Here is a 17,784-nt window from a genome sequence, read left to right on the forward strand (position 1 = left end):
CCCCTCAAGGTCCGCCGGCGGGCGTCGGATTGGACCATCGTCGAGTGCGGCTTCCGCTTCATTGACAAGCCTTTTGGGGTCTGTGAGACAATTCGCGCTCACCACAAAAAGGGGAACCACAATGGTAAGAACCACCATTTTCGCGGCGGCGCTGACGGCGGCCGCGGTGCTCAGCGCGCCGGCGATGGCTGCGACGTCGCTCACCATCGGCATCAGCGGCTGGACCGGCTTCGCGCCCCTGACCTTGGCCAAGCAGGCGGGGCTTTTCGAAAAGCACGGGCTCGACGTCACGCTCAAGAAAGTGCCGCAGGCGAGCCGCCCGCTGGCCATCGCCAGTGGCGACCTGCAATGCGCGGCAACCACGGTCGAGACCTGGATGGTGTGGAACGCCAGCGGCGTCACCACCAAGCAGATCTTCCAGCTCGACAAATCCTATGGCGCCGACGGCATCGTCGTGCGCAACGACATCAAGACCATCGCCGATCTCAAGGGCAAGAACGTCGCCTCGTCCGCGCCTGGAACCTCGCCCTATTTCCTGCTCGCCTGGGTGCTCAACAAGAACGGCATGTCGACCAAGGACGTGACAGTCGTCAACCTGGAGCCGGACGCGGCGGCGCAAGCCTTCCTCGCCGGCCAGAACGATGCCGCCGTCACCTACGAGCCCTTCATCTCAGCCGTGCGCGACAAGGCCGACCAAGGCCACATCCTGGCGACAACGCTCGATTATCCGATGGTGATGGATACGGTCGGCTGCACGCCGGACTTCCTCAAGGCCAATCCCGATGCCGCCAAGGCGCTCGCCGACAGCTATTTCGACGCGCTCGACATGATCAAGAAGGATCCGCAGAAATCCTACGAGATCATGGGCGCCGACGTGAAGCAGTCAGCCAAGGAGTTCGAGGACTCGGCCAAGTACCTGAAATGGGCAGACAAGGCCGAGAACAAGCAGTTCTTCACCAAGGATTTTCAGGACTTTTCCAAGACCGCGGCAGAGCTGCTGCTGCAGATGGGGCTGATCAAGGAAGCGCCGGATGTGTCGACGCTTGCCGACATCCGCGCGATCGCCGACTGATCGCCTGTCGCCCGATCGGCGGTGTCACGCCGCCGATCCTTTCTCTCAAGGACTTTTGCTGATGCTGCGCCCCTTGCATCCCGTTGCGCCGGGCACGCGAACCGTGCTCGGCGTCGCCTTCTTTGTCCTGTTCGTGGCTTTCTGGGCGTGGATCACGCTCGGCGGCCATGTGAACCGGATCTTTCTTGCCGATCCGCTGTCGATGCTGAAGGATGGCTGGCGGTTGCTCGTCGAAGACCGGTTCTGGCTCGATATCCTGATCACTATCTGGCGCGTCTTCGGCGGCTTCGTGCTGGCGTCGATCGTGGCCGTGCCGATCGGCATCGCCATGGGCGCCTGGAAGCCGGTCGAAGCCTTCCTCGAACCGTTCGTGTCCTTTGCGCGCTACCTGCCGGCGTCGGCCTTCATTCCGCTGCTCATCCTATGGGCCGGCATCGGGGAACTCGAAAAGCTCCTGGTTATCTTTGTCGGCTCAGTGTTCCAGATCATCCTGATCGTCGCGGTCAAGGTCGGCGGCACGAGGCGGGACCTGGTTGAGGCAGCCTATACGCTGGGTGCGACCGACAATGGAATCGTCAAGCGCGTCATCATGCCGGCCAACGCGCCGGAGATTGCCGAAACGCTGCGGCTGGTGCTCGGCTGGGCCTGGACCTATGTCATCGTCGCCGAGCTGATCGGCTCCTCGTCGGGCATCGGCTACATGATCATCAACAGCCAGTCGCGGCTGGCGACGGGGCAGATCATCTTCGGCATTATCGTCATCGGGCTGATCGGGCTGTTGTCCGATTTCGCCTTCAAGGCGCTCAACCGCTGGCTCTATCCATGGAGCCTGGCGTGAGCAAGCTTCTGATCGAGGGCGTTTCGCGGACCTTCGCCGGGGTCAGGGGCGGGGAGCCGGTGCAGGCGCTGCAGCCGGTTGAGCTGTCTGTCTCGGCGAATGATTTCATCACCATCCTGGGGCCGTCCGGCTGCGGGAAGTCGACGCTGCTGAGGATCGTCGCCGGGCTGGAGGCGCCGAGCACCGGCCGCGTGCTGCTCGACGGCAAGGCGGTCACAAGGCCGGGGCCGGACCGCGGCATGGTGTTCCAGTCCTACACGCTGTTTCCCTGGCTGACGGTCGCCGAGAACATCGGTTTCGGCCTGCGCGAGCAAGGCAGGCCCGAGCGCGAGCGCAACGAGATCGTCGCTTCCTATCTCGATCTCGTTGGGCTGAGGGGCTTCGAGAACCATTGGCCGAAGCAGCTGTCGGGCGGCATGCAGCAGCGCACGGCGATCGCGCGCGCCTTGGCCAACGACCCCGAAATCCTGCTGCTCGACGAGCCGTTCGGCGCGCTGGACAACCAGACGCGCGGACTGATGCAGGAACTGCTGCTCGGCATCTGGGAGCGGCGCAAGAAGACGGTGCTGTTCGTCACCCACGACATCGAGGAGGCGATCTTCATGGCGTCGCGGGTGATCGTGATGAGCGCCCGGCCCGGCCGCATCAAGTCGGACGTGCCGGTCGACCTGCCGCATCCGCGCCTCTACACGCTGAAGACCAGCCCGGAATTTTCCGCGCTGAAGGCGCAACTCACCGAAGACATCCGCATCGAGGCGATGCGGACCGCGCAGACGCAGTCCGCCTAGACGACTTCGCCTCTGCCTGCTTAAGCCGCCAGCAACTGCTTGCGGTCGACGCGCTCCTGCTGCGGCGAGCGTGCGTAGAGCTCGCGGTAGCATTTGGAGAAATGCGAGGCGGAGACGAAGCCGCAGGCCACCGCCACTTCGACCACCGGCATCGAGGACTGGATGAGCAGGTGCCTGGCGCGGTCGAGCCGGATCTCCAGATAGTAGCGGGCAGGCGAGCGGCCCATTTCGGTGCGGAACAGGCGCTCGATCTGCCGGCGGGACAGATCGACATGGTCGGCGATCTCGATCAGCGACAGCGGCTCGGAAAGGTTGGCCTCCATCAGCTCGATGATGGTGAGCACCTTCGAGTTCTGCACGCCGAGGCGGGCGCGCAGCGGCAAGCGCTGGCGATCGGTCGGGCTGCGCACACGGTCGGTCAGCACCTGCTCGCAAACGCGGTTGACGAGGCTTTCGTCGAAATCGTCGCCGATCAGCTTCAGCATCATGTCGAGCGCGGCGGTGCCGCCGGCGCAGGTATAGACGTTCTGGTCGACCTCGAAGAGGTCGGCAAAGACATTGGCCTTCGGGAATGCCTCGGAAAAGCCCGGCAGGTTTTCCCAATGGATGGCGCAACGCTTGTTGGACAAGAGGCCGGCGGCGGCCAGGATATGCGCGCCGGTGCACAGGCCGCCGACGGCGACGCCGCGATTATACTCCTCGCGCAGCCAGGCGAAGGCCGACTTGTTATGGTAGCGCTCGACATTGATGCCGCTGCAGACGATCGCCATGTTCGGCCGATCCGGCCCGGCCATCTTCTTGCGCTCTTCCTCGAGCGAGGTGTTGACGGCGCATTCGACGCCGTTCGAAGCGCGCACCGGCTTGCCGTCGATGCTGGCCAGCCGCCAACGATAGGCTTCGTAGCCGAGCATCCGGTTGGCCGAGCGCAGCGGATCGAGCGCCGTCGCAAAGGCGATCATGGTGAAATCGGGAATGAGGAAGAATACAAACGATCTCTTGATCGGATGCTTTACGGCATTCACGGGAAACCTCACGCAGCCATGACGCGAACAGGATGTCGCGAACAGCATAGCGACAACAGGAAAAATCATTCCTGTCAATCGGGTAGGCGGCTAAGTGAAGATTAAATTTGCGACATGGGTCGCAAATGGGCAATTCAGCTGGGCATAAAGCTCCATCGCCCGGACAATGCAACGTCAACGCACATGAAAACGCCGCCTCGGTTCAACCGGGCGGCGTTGAATTCAGCTTTGGATGCCGATTGCCTCAGGCGACGAAGCCGAGACGGGCAGCATTCATGGCGCCGGTCTGGCCGGGCATGGTCTTGGCGAGACGCTGACGCTCGAGAGCGGTCGTCAGGTTCATTTCGCGGCGGGTGAACAGGCGGGCAAAAAGCTTCATCATCATCTCCATTCGGTTGCTCAGACGGGTCGCCTTCGCTTGATGGAGTGGGGCAGCTCGTTTGCTGGCGTGGATATAGGCTCGCTTCAGCAAAAACTAAATCGCAAAAGCGAAGCGCTTGTTATGAAAAGCGACATCATTTGCGACTTTTTTAGGCGGTGTGCTCAAAATTTCCGATAATTTACAGCGGCTTAATTCGAAAATTAACCCGCTATGCGACTTGTTCATATGCGTCATGCAGCGGCCGCATGGCTAGAAAAGTCATTTGAATGCAAATAAAAAGACTCTAAACAAACAAAAAGGCCTGCCGAGCTGACGCGGCAGGCCTTCAGAACTCCATACACACTTGATTACTTCGCTCCGGCCCAGCTTCCGACGCCGAGGCGCATGCCGGTCTTGGCGTCGGCGGCTTCCGGCCAGCCGATATCCTTCTGCAGTTCGATCGGCAGCGCATGGATGGCGCGTTCGGTCTGGTAGCGGGCGCGGGCCGCGCTGAATTCGGTCGCAAGCCGACCGATGGAAGACAGGATAGACATTTCTTTCTCCTCTATGCGGGCAGGGAGGGCGCCCGTCATTGCGTTAAATCAGGTCTGTTTCAGCTTCATTTCACGTCGATTGCAGGACTGTGTCAGGGTCGTTTCATGGCTACTTTTGGCAGCATCCTGTATCGATCGAGTTGACTATGCGCCTGGAGTGATGTTCAATCAAACGAAATGGAATGATGGATTGCATCAGAAAAATTGAAGGCAGGCTGCCATGAACGCCCCGCTCAATCATCCTTTGCCGCTGCTTGACCTCGATGTGCTGCGCACCTTCGTGGCGATTGCCGAGACCGGCAGCTTCACCACCGCCGCCAATGCGGTGTTCCGCACGCCATCGGCTGTCTCCATGCAGATCAAGAAGCTGGAGGATATCCTCGGCCGTTCCGTCTTTGCGCGCGACGCGCGTTCGGTGACGCTGACCACGGATGGCGAGATGCTGCTCGGCTATGCGCGCCGGCTTTTGTCAATCAACCGCGAGGTGGTGTCGAAGTTCATCATTCCCGACATTGTCGGCGTGGTGCGGCTCGGTTCCCCGGACGACTATGGCGAGCGCGTGCTGCCGCATGTGCTGAAGCGTTTTGCCCAATCGCATCCGTCGATCGCTGTCGACGTCACCATCGACCAGAGCATCAATCTGCGGCGCCGCATGGACGACCGCGCGCTCGACATCACGCTGCTCACCAATTCCTACAAGACCAGCGCGATCGGCGCGGAGGTGCTTTTAACCGAGCCGATCGTGTGGGCGGGCGCCAAGGGCGGCTGCGCGCATCTGCGCGAGCCGCTGCCGGTGTCGCTGTGGGAAGAAGGCTGCGCCTGGCGGGCGGGAGCGCTCGAAGCGCTCGGGCGCGAGGGCCGCAACTACCGCATCGCCTATATGAGCGCACACACGGCCGGCCAGCGCGCCGCGATCATGGCCGACCTCGCGGTGGCGCCGCTGCCGAAGTCCTTCCTCGGCGACGATATGGTCTCGCTGGGCGCCAAGGACGGCATGCCCGAGATCGGTACCTACAATCTTGCCATGGTGGTGGCGCCTGATGCGAGCGCGCCGGTGAAGGCCGTGGCCGACCATATCCGGGCGACGTTCGAAGTGTTCCGGGAAACCGGCAAGTTCTGAACTATTCGGCCGCGGGCGCGGAGCGGGCTGCGAAAGCTGCTTTCGTCCTGCGTCGAGCGCGGGCTCGGGCTGGCGCCGGAACGCTGAGAAAGTCGACGATGCTGTCGCGAGCGCGGCGCGCCTCGGGCATCTCGATCAGCGGCCAGACGTGGAACATGCCTTCCTCGTAGACCAGGTCGACCTCGACCCCGGCAGCGCGCGCGCGTTCGGCGAAGATGAGATTATCTGGCGTCAGCATGTCGCGTGAACCGGTCAGCAGCAGCGTCTTGGGCAGCACGGACAGGTTGCCGTAGAGCGGGCTGATGTGCCAGTCGGTGCGGTCGAAACCGGCGCTGTAGAGCCGCACCGCTTCCAGCCCACCCGCAATACCCAGCCACGGATCCTGCCGCTCGGCCTCGAAGACTTCGGGATTTGCAAGCGAAACGTCGAGACCGGGCGAGATCAGCACATGGCGCGACGGTGCCGGCAGCCCCTCCTCGGCGGCCATCATGGTCAGCACAACGGCCATGTTGCCGCCGGCGGAATCGCCCATAAAGACGATGTCTTGCGCCTCAGTCTCTTCGAGCATGCGCCGGTAGACGTTGCCGACCATGCCGAACATGTCATGGAAATTGTGCTCCGGCGCGATGGGGTAGACCGGCACGGTGATGCCGAAACCGAGACGCTCGGCCATCTCGGCGATCAGCCCCCAATGGTAGGAGGTGATCTGAAAGACATAGGCGCCGCCATGCATGTAGAGGATGCGCCGGCTTTCGCCCGCCTTCGGCGCGATCTCATAGACGGGAAAGCCGTCGATCTCGGTCTCGGTGATGCCCAACCGTGCCCTGAGCAAGGCCGGCGGATGATAGTCCTCGGTTTTGCGGGCGTAGGCGATCCAGCGCTGCAGGTTCTCGGGACTGGAAAACGCCTTCTTGCGGCTGTGCCTGAGAACGAACGAAACGAGATGGCTTTTCAAACTGGGCATGCAGATACACGCACTTCGGCAGAGCCGACTAAGAGAATTCCCCCCGCTCTGCGAAGATTGTACCTCAGTTAAAAATGTCAAGGATCACGCTGGCACATCGGCGTGATCGGATGGTGCCGGTTCTTTGTTTGCGCGATTTCGGGCGGAAGGCTACGGCGAATTGTCGAGCCTAACCGCTGCGCACTGTTCTGGAATTGCTCTAGCGCCGCTTCGACAGCAGCGCCGAGCGCAGTTTGATGTCGCCGGCAACCGAGGTCGCGTCGCGGCCCCGGCGCTTGCCGAGCAGCTTGCATTTGTCGGCGAAGGTCATCAGCGCGGCGTGCCCAGAAGCAGCGCATGAAGGGCTGCCTGCGGGTCGCTCGGCGGCGAGGCCGGCCAGCCGATATCCTTCTGGACATGCGCCGGCAGATCGTTGAGCGCGCGGATCGCCTTGTTCCTGGCATGAGCCTGCCTGATGGTGACACCGAAGCGGCTGAGATTTCCGAACATCGACATTTTCATCTCCCTTTGAATAACCAGCGGCAGCCGAGGATCTGCTTTCATGGATGTCGTTTCCCAAAAACACTTTTGGGCGACATGCATGGTCGGCCGCCGTTCGATGCGCGTTAAATGCGTCACGCATGTATCGGATCGATTTCGCGAAAACAGCGTTTCGGTTTCCGGATCGCGCGAATCCGGAAACATTTGCATGCAAACGAATTTAGAGGGCTGCTATGCCGGTTCCTGTCCGGATAGCTGTCATGAGCGGTTGACAGCAGCAAGCGGCTGCATTGTTATTGTGCAATGCGGCGTGGGGCGTGTGCATCGCAGCATGATGCGATCGGATCAAGGCATCGTGACGAGCATCCATAGTGTCCAATATCTGCGCGGCCTCGCCGCCTGCGCGGTGGTCTGCTTTCATGTCAGCGAGCAGTTCGGCGGTCCGTTCAACGTCGGAGCATCCGGCGTCGACGTCTTCTTCGTCATCAGCGGCTTCATCATGTGGGTGACGACGGCCGGCAGGCCGGCTGATCCTTGGCGCTTCATGGGGCGCCGGATCACCCGCATCGTGCCTCTCTACTGGATCGTCACGCTGCTGACCGCGGCCGGCATCCTGATCAAGCCGCAGTTCTTCTACGGCCATTTCTTCAGCGTCCCGAATTTCGTTGGTTCGCTGTTCTTCCTGCCGCTTCTGCAGGAGAACGCGCTGCATCCAATCGTCATACAAGGTTGGACGCTCTGCTATGAAATGATGTTCTATCTCGTTTTCGCGCTGGTTCTGTTTCTCGGGCAACGCTGGCGGTTCGGCGTCCTCGTGGGCGCCCTTGTTGCCATCGTCGCGCTGCATTTCGTGGTTCCTGCCGGATACGCACGCGCCTTCAGCGATCCTGTCGTGCTCGAATTCGCGGCCGGCGTCGTCGTGGGGCGTTTGTGGTTGCAGGGCGCCAGGCTGCCGCTCGGGGTGGGGCTGGCGATGGCTGGCGCGGGATTTCTTCTCCTTGCCGCTGGCCCGCTATTCGATGCCGATTTGCCGCGTGCCTTGCGCTGGGGACTTCCGGCCGCATTGATCGTAGCGGGCGCGGTTTTTGCCGAACGGTCGCGGCCGTTCAAGCCGGCTGCCTTGCCCACATTTCTCGGCGATGCGTCCTATTCGATTTATTTGTGGCATGTCGTGGTCGGCGTCCTGACGACTGGCGTCGTCCTGAGGACCGGCCTGCCGGCAGCGATGCAGCCGGCGACGATCCTGGTCGCCACGCTGGCGCTCTCGGCGATGCTATATCTGATCGTCGAAAAGCCATTGATCAGGCTGCTGCATCCGCAACGTCCCAAGGGCGCCGTCAAGGCAGTCAATGCCGCGGCCGCAGGGGCAGCGGAATGAACTGAAACGTTAGTCCCGACCGCGCCGTGCAGCGCGCTCCTCGCGGGAACGCCGGCGTGGGGTAGCGTCACCGGCGGTGCCGTCCTCGCTCATCGTTTTGCGCGGCGGCAGCTTCACCGCGGCCGCCAGCTTGGGGAAGGGGTCGACCTTGTTCGGCAGCGCCATAGCGTAGACGAAGTGCTCCTGGAATTTCGGCTCAAGCGCCGTCTCGATCTTCTCGATCCTGCTCACCGTCTCCTCGATCTCGCGCCGGTAGCCGCGATTGAGCAGAGCCATGCGCGCGCCGGCGCCGGCGGCGTTACCGACGGCCTGGACCTTGTCCAAGTCGCAATCCGGGATCAGGCCGAGCACCATGGCGTATTTCGGATCGATGAAGGAGCCGAAGGCACCGGCGAAATGGATGCGGTCGACATGGTCGGTGTGCTGCTTTTCCATCAGAAGCTTGGTGCCGGCATAGAGCGCCGCCTTGGCAAGCTGGATGGCGCGCACGTCGTTCTGGGTGATGGTGATCTTGGGCTCGCCCTCCTTCAGCACGTAGGAGAAGGTGCGGCCGTTGGGCACGATGCGCGGCGAGCGCAGGCCGAGCGATCCGTCGACGACGCCATCCTCCGAGATGATGCCGGCGAGATACATCTCTGCCACCACTTCGATGATGCCGGAGCCGCAGATGCCGGTGACGCCGGTGGCCTGCACGCTATCGACGAAGCCAGGCTGATCGGACCACAGTTCCGAGCCGATGACCCGATATTTCGGTTCCAGCGTTTCGGGGTCGATGCGAACGCGCTCGATGGCGCCAGGCGCCGCGCGCTGGCCGCCGGAGATTTCCGCGCCTTCGAAAGCCGGGCCGGTAGGCGAGGAGGCCGCCACGACGCGCGTGGAGTTGCCGAGCACGATCTCGGCGTTGGTGCCGACATCGACGATCAGCATCATCTCGTCCTGGCGATGCGGGCCTTCCGAGAGGGTGACGGCGGCCGCGTCGGCGCCGACATGGCCGGCAATGCAGGGCAGCATATAAAGGCGCGCGCCCTGGTTGAGCTTCAGACCGATGTCGGAGGCCTTGATGCGTACGGCGCCTGAGACGGCAAGCGCGAAAGGCGCGCCGCCCAACTCGGTCGGATCGATGCCGAGGAACAGATGATGCATGATCGGATTGCCGACGAAGACGGAATCCAGGATGTCGTTGCGCTGGACATTGCCTTCGGCGCAGACCTTGTCGACGAGGCCGGAGATCGCCTCGCGCACGGCGACCGTCATGCCTTCGCGGCCGTCCGGGTTCATCATCACGTAGGAGACGCGGCTCATCAGATCCTCGCCGAAGCGGATCTGCGGATTGGACGTGCCGGAGGACGCAGCAACGCGACCCGACAGCAGCGACACCAGATGCATGGCAATGGTGGTCGAGCCGATGTCGCAGGCAAGGCCGTATGCCTCGTTCTTCAGGCCGGGCCACAGCGCGATGACGCGCGCGATATCGCTGTCGGCGTCCTTGTGGATGGCGGCGGTGGCGGTCCAGTTGCCCTTGCGCAGAATGCCTTGCACCTGCGGCATGAGATAGAAGTCGAATTCGAGGTTCTTGAAACCCCAGTCCTTCATCAGGGCGATTTTCAATCGGTCGAGGTCGCCGAGGGGCTTGTGCATGTCGGGTTCTTCGATCTCGACATAGCACATGCGGATCGCCGTCTCGCGGGCGATCACCCTGGTATCGGCGTCCTTGCGGATGGTCTGGGCGTTGATGACCGTGTCCTGCGGCACGTCGATGACGAGGTCGCCGAGGATCTGCGTCGAGCAGGAGAGGCGGCGCCGCTCGGGCAGGCCGCGCACGCGCTCATAGCGCTCTTCCTTGGCGCCCTTGGGCGAGATGTGGTCATTGGACGAGACGATCTTGTGCTTGGCGAAATTGCCTTCCTGCACTTCGATCTGGCAGCGGCCGCAGGTGGCGCGGCCGCCGCAAACGCTTTCGACATAGACGCCGAGCTGGCGCGCGGCATCGAGCACCGGCGTGCCAACCGGAAAGCGGCCGCGCTTGCCGGACGGCATGAACAGCACGAGCGGATCGGTGATGTTGGGGGGAGGATTCATGCTGGCACGTGTCTCGATGGCAATCGCCGATGCCGTTTAACGGATCGTTTTACTATTGGGCGGAGAGTCCGTTGGTCCAGGGGCCAACCATGTCGGATCTGTTGCTCTCCGCCACCTTCACCGCGTTCACCATGGTGCGCGTGATCAAGGGCTCGTGGCTGCGCAATCCGCAATATCTCGCCACCGGGATCCTCGGCGCGATCGTCGGTGCGCTGCTGCTGCACGCGTTCTGGCCCGCCTATGACGATGATTTCATCGTCGGCGGCGTGACAGGCATTTTCGGATCGTGGGCGGGAATTGCGTTGTTCGACGCCATATTGGGCGTGGCCTGAACGCAAAGCAGAGCTGTCCGGCCGCATCCACGATGCGATCGGACCAGCCTTGTTTGCGGTGCGGCTCACGATTGCGCGCTTATCCTCTGGCCATGCGGGCTTCGCGGCCGCCGCGGCGCCGGCCGCCATTGCCGTTACCTTCGCCCGGCGCATTGACGGCGGTCGGAGCCGCAACCGCTTGGCCGCCTTCGGCCGGCTTATAATCCTTGTAGGTGCGGATCCAGTTGGTGCAGTTCTCGTCGGTGCCGTTCAGCACATTGGCGCCGCGCACGGCTTCCATTTCCTGCGGACGGACCGGGTTCATGATTGCCGAGGTCATGCCGGCGCCGATCACCATCGGGATGAAAGCGGCGTTGATGCCGTGGCGGTGCGGCAGCCCGAAGGAGATGTTGGAGAGGCCGCAAGTGGTGTTGACCTTGAGCTCTTCGCGCAACCGACGCAGCAGCGCGAACACCTGTCGGCCGGCATCGCCCAGCGCGCCGATCGGCATCACCAGCGGGTCGACGACGACGTCATGCGCCGGGATGCCGAAATCGGCGCAGCGCTCGACGATCTTCTTGGCGACGGCGAAGCGGACGTCCGGGTCCATCGAGATGCCGGTCTCGTCGTTGGAGATGGCGACGACCGGAACGTTGTATTTCTTGACCAGCGGCAGGATTGCCTCGAGCTTTTCTTCCTCGCCGGTGACGGAGTTGACCAGAGGGCGGCCCTTGGCGACCTTCAGCGCGGCTTCGATCGCGGCGCTGACCGAGCTATCGATCGACAGCGGCAGGTCGACTAGGCCCTGCACGATCTCCAGCGTCTGCACCAGAAGCGCCGGCTCGGTCGCATTGGGGTCGACGGCGGTGACGCCGGCATTGACGTCGAGCATAGTGGCGCCGCAGGCGGCCTGTTCCAGCGCATCCTTGATGACGGTCTCGAAATTGCCGGCCACCATCTCGGCGGCGAGCTTCTTGCGGCCGGTCGGGTTGATGCGCTCGCCGATCACGCAGAAGGGCTGATCGAAGCCGATGACGATTTCTCGGGTCGCCGAGGCGACGATGGTGCGGGTCATGCGATCTCTCCGTCGGGATATAAAGACTTCTTTATATCGTTATCTGATTTGGTTCAAGTGAATGCGTGCCGTCCGCGCTCTAGACTCTAAGTTCATGTGTGTCGTTGCCCAAACCGGTTCCCACCACTTTGGGGCGACACACATCAATGCGCGGTCTTCACCATGTCCACCTGGGTTTCGGTAATCTCGTCATGCAGCAGGTGGTCGAGCCGGTCGGCGACCAGCTGGTCGTCGCGGCGGATCTCCCGCTTCCAAGGCTGGCGGCCTTTCAGCACGCCGGATTCATCGACGATCTCGGCGACATATTCTTCCTGGCGATAGGCCATCACATGGATGCCGGCGACGCCCGGGATTTCCTTCACCTCGTTGATGATGTCGATGCAGAGCTGCTTGCCTTCCTTCTTCTGATCCTGCGCGCCCTCCAGCCGCTTGATAACCGCATCGGGGATGTGGATGCCCGGCACGTTGGAGCGGATCCATTTCGCGGTCTTGGCGGAGGCGAGCGGGCCGACACCGCAGAGCAGGAAGAGCTTTTCGGTGTGGCCGAGGTCGCGCGCCTTCTGCATGAAGGTTCTGAACATCGGCACGTCGAAGCAATACTGCGTCTGCGCGAACTGCGCGCCGGCGGCGATCTTCTTGCCGAGATGGATCGGGCGGAAGTCGTAGGGCGGCGCGAAGGGATTGACCGCGCAACCGAGGAAGACCTGCGGTGGCGTCGTCAGCTTGCGGCCGGACAGGAACTTGCCATTGTCGCGCATGATGCGGATGGTTTCGAGCAGCGACATGGAATCGAGGTCGAACACCGGCTTGGCGCCGGGCTGATCGCCGGCCTGCACGCCGTCGCCGGTGAGGCACAGCATATTGGCGACGCCCATCGCGGCGCCGCCCAGCACGTCGCCCTGGATGGCGATGCGGTTCTTGTCGCGGCAGGCGATCTGCATGATCGGCGCATAGCCCATGCGGGTGAGCAGCGCACAGATGCCAACCGAGGACATGTGGCAGTTCGCGCCCGAGGCATCGACCGCGTTGATGGCGTCGACCCAGCCGTCGAAGATCTTGGCGCGGTTATAGACGTCTTCCGGATCGGCGCTGTCTGGCGGGTTGAGCTCGGTCGTTACCGCGAACTCGCCGCGGCGCAGCACACGCTCCAGCCGGCCGCGCGACGTGTGGCCGGGCAGGGGCTCGAGTGGCAGGTGGATGCCGGCCGGGTTCTCGTCGATCTGGCGGATGGTCATGCCGAAGCTCCGGGATTCTTGGCCGCTTCGCGCGCGGCGGCGGCCTGCGCGGTTACGCGGAGCCAAGCCGAGGTTTCGCGCAGCGACTGATCGACCGGCTTCTGCACGGTGAGGATCTTGTCGCCGTGGACCATGTTGCGCGAGCCTTCCCAGGCCTTGACCCAGACGCAGGGCATGTCCGGCTCGACTTCGCAATTGCCGTTGGCGCGCACGCCGCCGCAAGGACCGTTGCGCAGTTGCTTGGGGCAGTTCATCGGGCACGACATGCCGGTGGACGAGAGCACGCATTGGCCGCACATGCGGCAGTCGAACATGAAGCCCTTGACCCGCTTCTCGACGAATTTCACCGGGGCTTCGACGCGGCCGTAGCCGATGCCTTTCCAAAGAGGGTGCAAGAGCAGGAAGACGTCGGCGAACCGGCTGTAGAACCATTCGAGCAAGCGCGAGTGCCGGACCGACCAAAGCCGCACGGCAAAAGTGCGCTGGACGCGGCGCTGCGGCGACACGTCGGCAGGCTTGTAATCGGATTTCGGCGCGGCCTTCTTGACCAAGGTGGCCTGGGTGACCGCCGGCTGTTGCTCAGACATTTTCTTTCCCGCCAGCCTTGACCAGAGCGACCAGCCGCTCTCGGTCATATTTTGCGTCGAGTTCCTGATAGGCTTTCTCAACCTCGGCCTCGATGTCGTCGCCGACGGGAACCGGGTCGGCCTTGCGCCATTCCGCCAGATAGTCGTCGGTGCCGCCGGCGCCGGTACGCATGGCGCACATGTCGATCGCCTCGGTGAAGCGCAGCGGCAATTCGCGCTTGGCGTTCTGCCGGCCCTTCTTGACGATGACCTGGGCAGGGATATCGCGCCAGTAGACGACGATCAGATCGGCCATGAATTCTCAACTCCTCGAAGTCATGGAGCATTGCCGCATGCGTGGTTGAGCCGCTTGTTATGGGACGACGCGCGCGCCTTCAAAAGCGACGCTGGCCATGACGCAAAGCGAATGCTGGAATCGGTTGCCGGCTGATCACCAGACGCGCTTGGTCAGGCCGGTCCAGAGGTAGAACCAGATCGTCGGGTGATACCATTGCTTGGACGGCAGGCCCGGATCGATCGTTTCCAGTCTGCCGGCCAGCGCATTGCCGACCGCCTCGACGCAGATATCGCGCGAAAAGGCTGCCTGCCGCAGCGCGTAGCTGGCGATCGTGTCGCCGGTCCTGGGCCTGCCGCGCGCCTGCTTCAGCACGCCGCCGGTGTCGACGCCGGCATCGACCAGGTGAACGGTGGTGCCGAAATTCCCTCGATCGCCGAAGGCCAGCGCCCAGTAGCCGCCATTCATGCCGCGATATTTCGGCGCGATGCCGGCATGGTAGTTGAGCACCGGGCAAGGCATTCTTGCCAGCGTTTTCTTCGACAACAGCCTGCAGCCGGCAAGCAGCACCACGCCCGGATTGATCCTGGCGACCGCCTCGAGGCATTCGGGCCCGTTGGCGGATGGCACATGGATGATCACCTGACCTTGCCGCGGTTCAGTGTCGAGCTTCTCCTCGGCGATCAGCCTCTCGGCATGACCGGCGAGGAACCGCTTGCCGAGCCTGGTCAGCACCATCGTGCCGAGCTGGCCTATGGCCGAGATCCAGCCCTGACGTCGCGCACGGCGGATGAGCAGGCGCTTTTTGGATTCGGCGGATTCGAGGATGACGCTGACGGGACCGACGCGGTCGGCAATCGCATTGACGATGGCCCAGATATGCGGGCCACCTTCGGTGACGACCACGACCGGTCGCGTATTCGAGTCCGACGCTGCCACGGCACCCACCCGCTTGAAATCGCGCGCATGCTAGGCGGAGCAGGTTAATCCTTGGTGTGCCGGCGCCGTTTCAACGAGGCAGCAAAGGACGGGCTCAGCGCTTGAATTCCATGATGTCGAGTTTCGATTCGTAATAGGGCGCCGGGAATTCGATCCGCCACTCGGTGGCGCTGTTGCGGAAAGCGTAGCCGACCTGGTCGCTTTCGGGACCGCTGCCATAGGGCTTGGCCTTGTCGTCATTGACCGAGAACGAGCCGAGATAGATGGCGCGTTTCTCGCCGTCGTCGAAGAAGCGGCCGGCGGTGCGCTGCGAACCGCTGATCTTGGCGAGGCGCCAACCGGAGCCGTCGTCGGTCACCTTGCACTTGAACCAGCCATAGATGATGAGCGGGCTCAGGCCGCCCGCCTTGATGGTGCGGCACTTCCAGTTGCCGGTGAGATCCTTGTCGGAGAAGGCGACGAGAGGTCTGGCGAGCAGTTCGTCCAACTGCTTGACCTCGGACGGATCGCCGGCTCTTGCCTCCTCGAGAGCCGCCTTGCGCGTATCGCCATATTTGTCCAATCGCGCCTTGTCGGCAGCCGTTATCAGCTTCTGCACCTCGCCGTCGGCAAGGGACGGCAATGTGAGGGCTACGAGACCGAGTGCGGCAAGGAACAGGCGAGGCATCATGAACGTGTTTCCTCAAATCAATGACTGGAACAAAGTTCTTTCTATCGCTGGCGCACAACTTACCGGTTCGCGCTCACCTGTCATCCATGCTTAACAGCGTGAGCCAGAGCCGGATGATTTCAGGTCGGGTCGACCTGAAATCTGAATCCGGCTCCAAATCAAAGAGATAGAGCATGATGTCGTCCGAAAACCGCTCCACACTTTTCGGCATCATGCTCTGAAAAATGGCGGTTGATCGATGCGAATCTTGCTCACGGGATCGTCCGGCTGGTTGGGCAGCGCGCTTCAGCCAAGGCTCGAAGCGCTCGACCATGAGGTGGTCGGTCTCGATCCGGTTGCCTCGGCGCGCACGCAGGTCGTCGGCTCGATCGCGGATCGCGATCTTGTCCTGAAGACCGTCCGCGAGAACAGCATCGAGGCCATTATTCACAGTGGGGCGCTGCACAAGCCGAATATCGAGCATCATGAGAACACGGCCTTTATCGCCACGAATGTGCAAGGCACGCTCAATCTGCTCGATGCTGCCGTGGCCTGCGGCGTGCAACGCTTCGTCTTCACCTCGACGACGTCGCTTATGATCTCGCAGGCAATCCGCGCAGGGTTCCAGGGCGGCGCGCGCAGGGCCGCCTGGCTGACGGAAGAGATGTCGCCTGAGCCGCGCAACATCTATGGCGTGACGAAACTCTCGGCCGAGCATCTCTGTCGCCTCTACCATATCGAGCATGGACTGCCGGTGGTGGTGCTGCGCACCGCACGCTTCTTTCCCGAGGCGGACGACATGGCGCATGCCATCGAGCAGTCCGATGCCAACACCAAGGCCAACGAGTTGCTGTTCCGGCGACTGACGGTGGAGGATGCGGCGGAAGCCCATGTGGCGGCCCTGGAGAAGGCGCCGAGCCTTGGCTTCGACATCTTCATCATCTCGGCGCCGACGCCGTTCCGGCCGCAGGATTGCGCCGAACTGATCGCCGACGCGCCGTCCGTCGTCGCGCGCTATTTCCCGGATTATTCGAGGCTCTATGCGAGGAAGGGCTGGACGATGTTTTCCTCGATCGACCGCGTGTACGATCCGTCGCGGGCGAGGGAGCGGCTGGGCTTCGTCTGCAGGACCAGCTTCGCCGATGTGCTTGCAGCGCTGGAAGAGGCGTGACGGCTAGGCGTCTCGGGCGGCGCCCTGTGCCGTCCGCGCCAGCTCGCCGGTCAGGTCGCCATAGCCGGTCGAGCGGCGCTCATAGGCGAGGCCAAGCATGGCGGCGGCTTTCTCGGCGACCTTGTCGAGCTCCGGATCGTCGGTCTGGGCGAGATAGATCAGCTTCTCGTAATTGCCGAAATAATCCTTGATCAGCTCGGGATGCCGGTCGAGGCCGAGCGGCTTGATGAAGAAGGCCTCGAACTGGCGGCAGAGGAAATCAGTCATGTAGAACGACATCATGTCGTCGTCGGCGACCTTGGCGTAGGCGTCCATGCCCTGGTAGAAGGCAAAGCAGTGCGGCCCGGCCATTCGCTCGACGCCGTGCTTCTGGATGACGCGATCGAGCAGGCCGCCGGTGCCGCAATCGGCATAGCCGACGAAGATGTGCCGGTAGCCTTCCGCCTTGGCCTTCTCGATCGCCTTGTCCATCGCCGGCGCGATGCGGTCCGGATAGAAATGGAACTCGGCCGGCAGGCAGGTCAGATCGAGATGGTCGAGCTTTAGCTGTTGCTTGACGGCCAAAACTTCGCGCGCAATCATCCCGCAGGCGATGACGAGCAGCCTGTCTGTTTGATTCGGTTCCGTTTTTTGCGTCTTGACCAAGTCGGGCCGGCTTTCGCTGCGGGGCTTAATATCTGTCGAGGGAGACACCGTCCATGAAACTGTTACGCATCGCGCCGATCGCCATCCTGGCCTGCGCGCTTGCACTCACGGCCTGCGCCAACACCATCCGGGGCGTCGGCAAGGACGTCAAATCGACGGCAAGGGCGGTCAAAGACACCGTCAACTGATCGGCAGCCTCGCCTATCATCTGGTACAAAAAAGCCGCGCTGCAAGGCGCGGCT

21 protein-coding genes are annotated in these 17,784 nt (G+C 62.7%); 8 read left to right on the forward strand and 13 right to left on the reverse strand.

All coding sequences use genetic code 11. From position 1 onward, the window contains the following. The first annotated feature begins 121 nt into the window (after positions 1-121). The 3 genes from LB520_RS01265 (at position 122) to LB520_RS01275 (ending at position 2,698) form a co-directional block, all read left to right on the forward strand. Positions 122-1,072, forward strand: a complete 951-nt coding sequence (locus LB520_RS01265) for an ABC transporter substrate-binding protein (RefSeq protein ID WP_224636141.1) — start codon at positions 122-124, stop codon at positions 1,070-1,072. Between the two features lie 61 nt (positions 1,073-1,133). Then, positions 1,134-1,910 carry an ABC transporter permease gene (locus LB520_RS01270; protein ID WP_224636142.1) on the forward strand — a complete coding sequence of 259 codons (777 nt, stop codon included), beginning with the start codon at positions 1,134-1,136 and terminating at the stop codon, positions 1,908-1,910. Next, positions 1,907-2,698 carry an ABC transporter ATP-binding protein gene (locus LB520_RS01275; protein ID WP_224636143.1) on the forward strand — a complete coding sequence of 264 codons (792 nt, stop codon included), beginning with the start codon at positions 1,907-1,909 and terminating at the stop codon, positions 2,696-2,698. The genes LB520_RS01270 and LB520_RS01275 overlap by 4 nt, the downstream gene beginning before the upstream one ends. Positions 2,699-2,718: 20 nt before the next feature. Here LB520_RS01275 and LB520_RS01280 read toward each other — a convergent pair whose 3' ends face one another. The 3 genes from LB520_RS01280 to LB520_RS01285 form a co-directional block, all read right to left on the reverse strand. Then, the gene (locus LB520_RS01280; RefSeq protein WP_254633786.1) at positions 2,719-3,657 is read right to left on the reverse strand and encodes a GlxA family transcriptional regulator; all 939 of its coding nucleotides are present in this window, start codon (positions 3,655-3,657) and stop codon (positions 2,719-2,721) included. Positions 3,658-3,964: 307 nt separating this feature from the next. Then, positions 3,965-4,099 (reverse strand): hypothetical protein, encoded by a 135-nt coding sequence (locus tag LB520_RS29090; protein WP_140749884.1) that lies wholly within the window; start codon positions 4,097-4,099, stop codon positions 3,965-3,967. Between the two features lie 350 nt (positions 4,100-4,449). Then, entirely contained in the window at positions 4,450-4,635 is a 186-nt protein-coding gene (locus tag LB520_RS01285) for a hypothetical protein (RefSeq protein WP_140627083.1), read from the reverse strand. Positions 4,636-4,855: 220 nt separating this feature from the next. On the opposite strand from LB520_RS01285, the gene LB520_RS01290 reads away from it, so the two are divergent. Next, complete coding sequence (locus LB520_RS01290; RefSeq protein WP_095764924.1) at positions 4,856-5,755, forward strand: LysR substrate-binding domain-containing protein; 900 nt, start codon at positions 4,856-4,858, stop codon at positions 5,753-5,755. A gap of 1 nt (position 5,756) precedes the next feature. Here the strand turns inward: LB520_RS01290 and LB520_RS01295 are convergent, their stop codons facing one another. Both LB520_RS01295 and LB520_RS01300 read right to left on the reverse strand, forming a co-directional pair. Continuing rightward, positions 5,757-6,719 carry an alpha/beta hydrolase gene (locus LB520_RS01295; RefSeq protein ID WP_224636145.1) on the reverse strand — a complete coding sequence of 321 codons (963 nt, stop codon included), beginning with the start codon at positions 6,717-6,719 and terminating at the stop codon, positions 5,757-5,759. Between the two features lie 309 nt (positions 6,720-7,028). Next, entirely contained in the window at positions 7,029-7,214 is a 186-nt protein-coding gene (locus LB520_RS01300) for a hypothetical protein (RefSeq protein ID WP_181174730.1), read from the reverse strand. A 340-nt stretch (positions 7,215-7,554) separates the two neighbouring features. Here LB520_RS01300 and LB520_RS01305 point away from each other — a divergent pair, with 340 nt between their 5' ends. Beyond that, on the forward strand, positions 7,555-8,577 hold the full coding sequence (locus LB520_RS01305) for an acyltransferase family protein (RefSeq protein ID WP_224636147.1): 1,023 nt from the start codon (positions 7,555-7,557) through the stop codon (positions 8,575-8,577). A gap of 9 nt (positions 8,578-8,586) precedes the next feature. Here the strand turns inward: LB520_RS01305 and LB520_RS01310 are convergent, their stop codons facing one another. Then, positions 8,587-10,656, reverse strand: coding sequence for an ASKHA domain-containing protein (locus tag LB520_RS01310; RefSeq protein ID WP_224636148.1), 2,070 nt, complete (start codon positions 10,654-10,656; stop codon positions 8,587-8,589). Between the two features lie 89 nt (positions 10,657-10,745). On the opposite strand from LB520_RS01310, the gene LB520_RS01315 reads away from it, so the two are divergent. Next, a complete protein-coding gene (locus tag LB520_RS01315; RefSeq protein ID WP_224636149.1) occupies positions 10,746-10,988 on the forward strand; it encodes a hypothetical protein in 243 nt (80 codons plus the stop codon). Positions 10,989-11,067: 79 nt separating this feature from the next. Here LB520_RS01315 and LB520_RS01320 read toward each other — a convergent pair whose 3' ends face one another. From LB520_RS01320 to LB520_RS01345, 6 genes are all read right to left on the reverse strand, one after another. Further along, entirely contained in the window at positions 11,068-12,042 is a 975-nt protein-coding gene (locus LB520_RS01320; RefSeq protein ID WP_095764928.1) for a methyltetrahydrofolate cobalamin methyltransferase, read from the reverse strand. A 143-nt stretch (positions 12,043-12,185) separates the two neighbouring features. Next, positions 12,186-13,277: a methylenetetrahydrofolate reductase gene (locus tag LB520_RS01325; protein WP_095764929.1), complete on the reverse strand. Its 1,092-nt coding sequence runs from the start codon at positions 13,275-13,277 to the stop codon at positions 12,186-12,188. Then, complete coding sequence (locus LB520_RS01330; protein WP_224522699.1) at positions 13,274-13,864, reverse strand: methylenetetrahydrofolate reductase C-terminal domain-containing protein; 591 nt, start codon at positions 13,862-13,864, stop codon at positions 13,274-13,276. The genes LB520_RS01325 and LB520_RS01330 overlap by 4 nt, the downstream gene beginning before the upstream one ends. Then, positions 13,857-14,159: a virulence factor gene (locus LB520_RS01335; RefSeq protein WP_041003951.1), complete on the reverse strand. Its 303-nt coding sequence runs from the start codon at positions 14,157-14,159 to the stop codon at positions 13,857-13,859. Before LB520_RS01335 ends, LB520_RS01330 begins: the two co-directional genes overlap by 8 nt. 135 nt (positions 14,160-14,294) lie before the next feature. Next, complete coding sequence (locus tag LB520_RS01340; RefSeq protein ID WP_224636150.1) at positions 14,295-15,077, reverse strand: formyl transferase; 783 nt, start codon at positions 15,075-15,077, stop codon at positions 14,295-14,297. A gap of 94 nt (positions 15,078-15,171) precedes the next feature. Continuing rightward, entirely contained in the window at positions 15,172-15,747 is a 576-nt protein-coding gene (locus tag LB520_RS01345; protein WP_224636151.1) for a DUF4893 domain-containing protein, read from the reverse strand. Positions 15,748-15,985: 238 nt separating this feature from the next. Between LB520_RS01345 and LB520_RS01350 the strand changes: the two genes are divergently transcribed. Further along, positions 15,986-16,897: an NAD-dependent epimerase/dehydratase family protein gene (locus tag LB520_RS01350; protein ID WP_224636152.1), complete on the forward strand. Its 912-nt coding sequence runs from the start codon at positions 15,986-15,988 to the stop codon at positions 16,895-16,897. Positions 16,898-16,900: 3 nt separating this feature from the next. Here the strand turns inward: LB520_RS01350 and LB520_RS01355 are convergent, their stop codons facing one another. Then, on the reverse strand, positions 16,901-17,542 hold the full coding sequence (locus tag LB520_RS01355; RefSeq protein WP_224636153.1) for a DUF1638 domain-containing protein: 642 nt from the start codon (positions 17,540-17,542) through the stop codon (positions 16,901-16,903). Positions 17,543-17,595: 53 nt separating this feature from the next. Between LB520_RS01355 and LB520_RS01360 the strand changes: the two genes are divergently transcribed. Next, the gene (locus LB520_RS01360) at positions 17,596-17,730 is read left to right on the forward strand and encodes an entericidin A/B family lipoprotein (protein ID WP_041003961.1); all 135 of its coding nucleotides are present in this window, start codon (positions 17,596-17,598) and stop codon (positions 17,728-17,730) included. Positions 17,731-17,784: the final 54 nt, after the last annotated feature.

The organism is Mesorhizobium sp. CA12 (assembly GCF_020165255.1).
Taxonomy (GTDB): Bacteria; Pseudomonadota; Alphaproteobacteria; order Rhizobiales; family Rhizobiaceae; genus Mesorhizobium.